Below are 1,058 nucleotides of genomic sequence, written 5' to 3'. Positions count from 1 at the left end.
CGTGGAAGCCGAAAAACGCAAGAGTAGGCATATTTCATAATTATAATTTAAGATGAAACAATTTAGAAAACCTTATTTATCAATCTTTTTAGTAATTCTATTATTATTTACTTCATGTCAACCGCAACTAATAAGTGAAATAGATAAATCCGAGAATATTGAAAATACTTTTAGTAAAAATTTAAATCAATCTATCACTATTGAAGATTTTGTTACAAACCACATAAGCATTATTGATAGTTATTTGACAAATCCAAATGAGTATGCTAATTCACAAATATCTCTAATTACAGAGCTAGAAGCATATGTAAATTATAATTCTTTAGTTACAGAATTATCAAATAATAATATTGATAATCCTGAACAATTTGCTAATATGTATTTATTGGTTCAAAACAATACTAATAACTTTTTAAATAATTTTAATTTTGGAAAATTAACTCCAGAAGAAATTGAAAACATTATATTAAATGAAATATCCAAACAATTAAAGCAAACATATGAATCAGAACACAACACTTGTGGGTACATTCATTTAAGAGCAATAGCAAGATGTGAAAGAAACTTTTATGCTTCACTAGCTGCAGTTGCTGTTTCGACTTTCTGGAGCTTTGGCGTTGGAACTGCAATTGGTGTTGCTGCAGCTGGAGCTATAGTTCTTACTTGTGTATCCGATGCTAATAGTGATTTCAGGCAGTGTCTTGCTAATAGCTATTAATAACTTAACCGAATCAAAAATGAAAATCAAGTCAACTTATATCATAATATCTCTTTTAATCATTACACTTTTTTTACAATTAATACAAGTGTATTATCCTAATGATTTATTATTCTACGGACAATTTATCATTCTTATCATCATGTTAGTGATGCTTGTTTTTAAAAAGAAACAAAACTAACATGTAAAAAACATTAGACTCTTTTAGTACTTTATTATTTATTTCTCAAACAATAACTATAATTGTATTGATCTTAGTAATAATATTAAGTGTCAAACTCATCCTAAAACTGTTTAAACTTATGGATTCGCAAACACAACTAAACAAAGCGAAGTTGCA

The 1,058-nt window shown here is 27.0% G+C and carries 1 protein-coding gene; it reads left to right on the top strand.

All coding sequences use genetic code 11. The features are described from left to right. Positions 1–52: 52 nt before the first annotated feature. Positions 53–718: a hypothetical protein gene (locus AA089_RS23080; RefSeq protein ID WP_046759388.1), complete on the top strand. Its 666-nt coding sequence runs from the start codon at positions 53–55 to the stop codon at positions 716–718. The last annotated feature ends 340 nt before the right edge of the window (positions 719–1,058 follow it).

Origin of the sequence: Kordia jejudonensis, assembly GCF_001005315.1 — a bacterium.
Taxonomy (GTDB): Bacteria; Bacteroidota; Bacteroidia; order Flavobacteriales; family Flavobacteriaceae; genus Kordia; species Kordia jejudonensis.
This window is presented reverse-complemented; position numbering and strand designations above follow the sequence as displayed.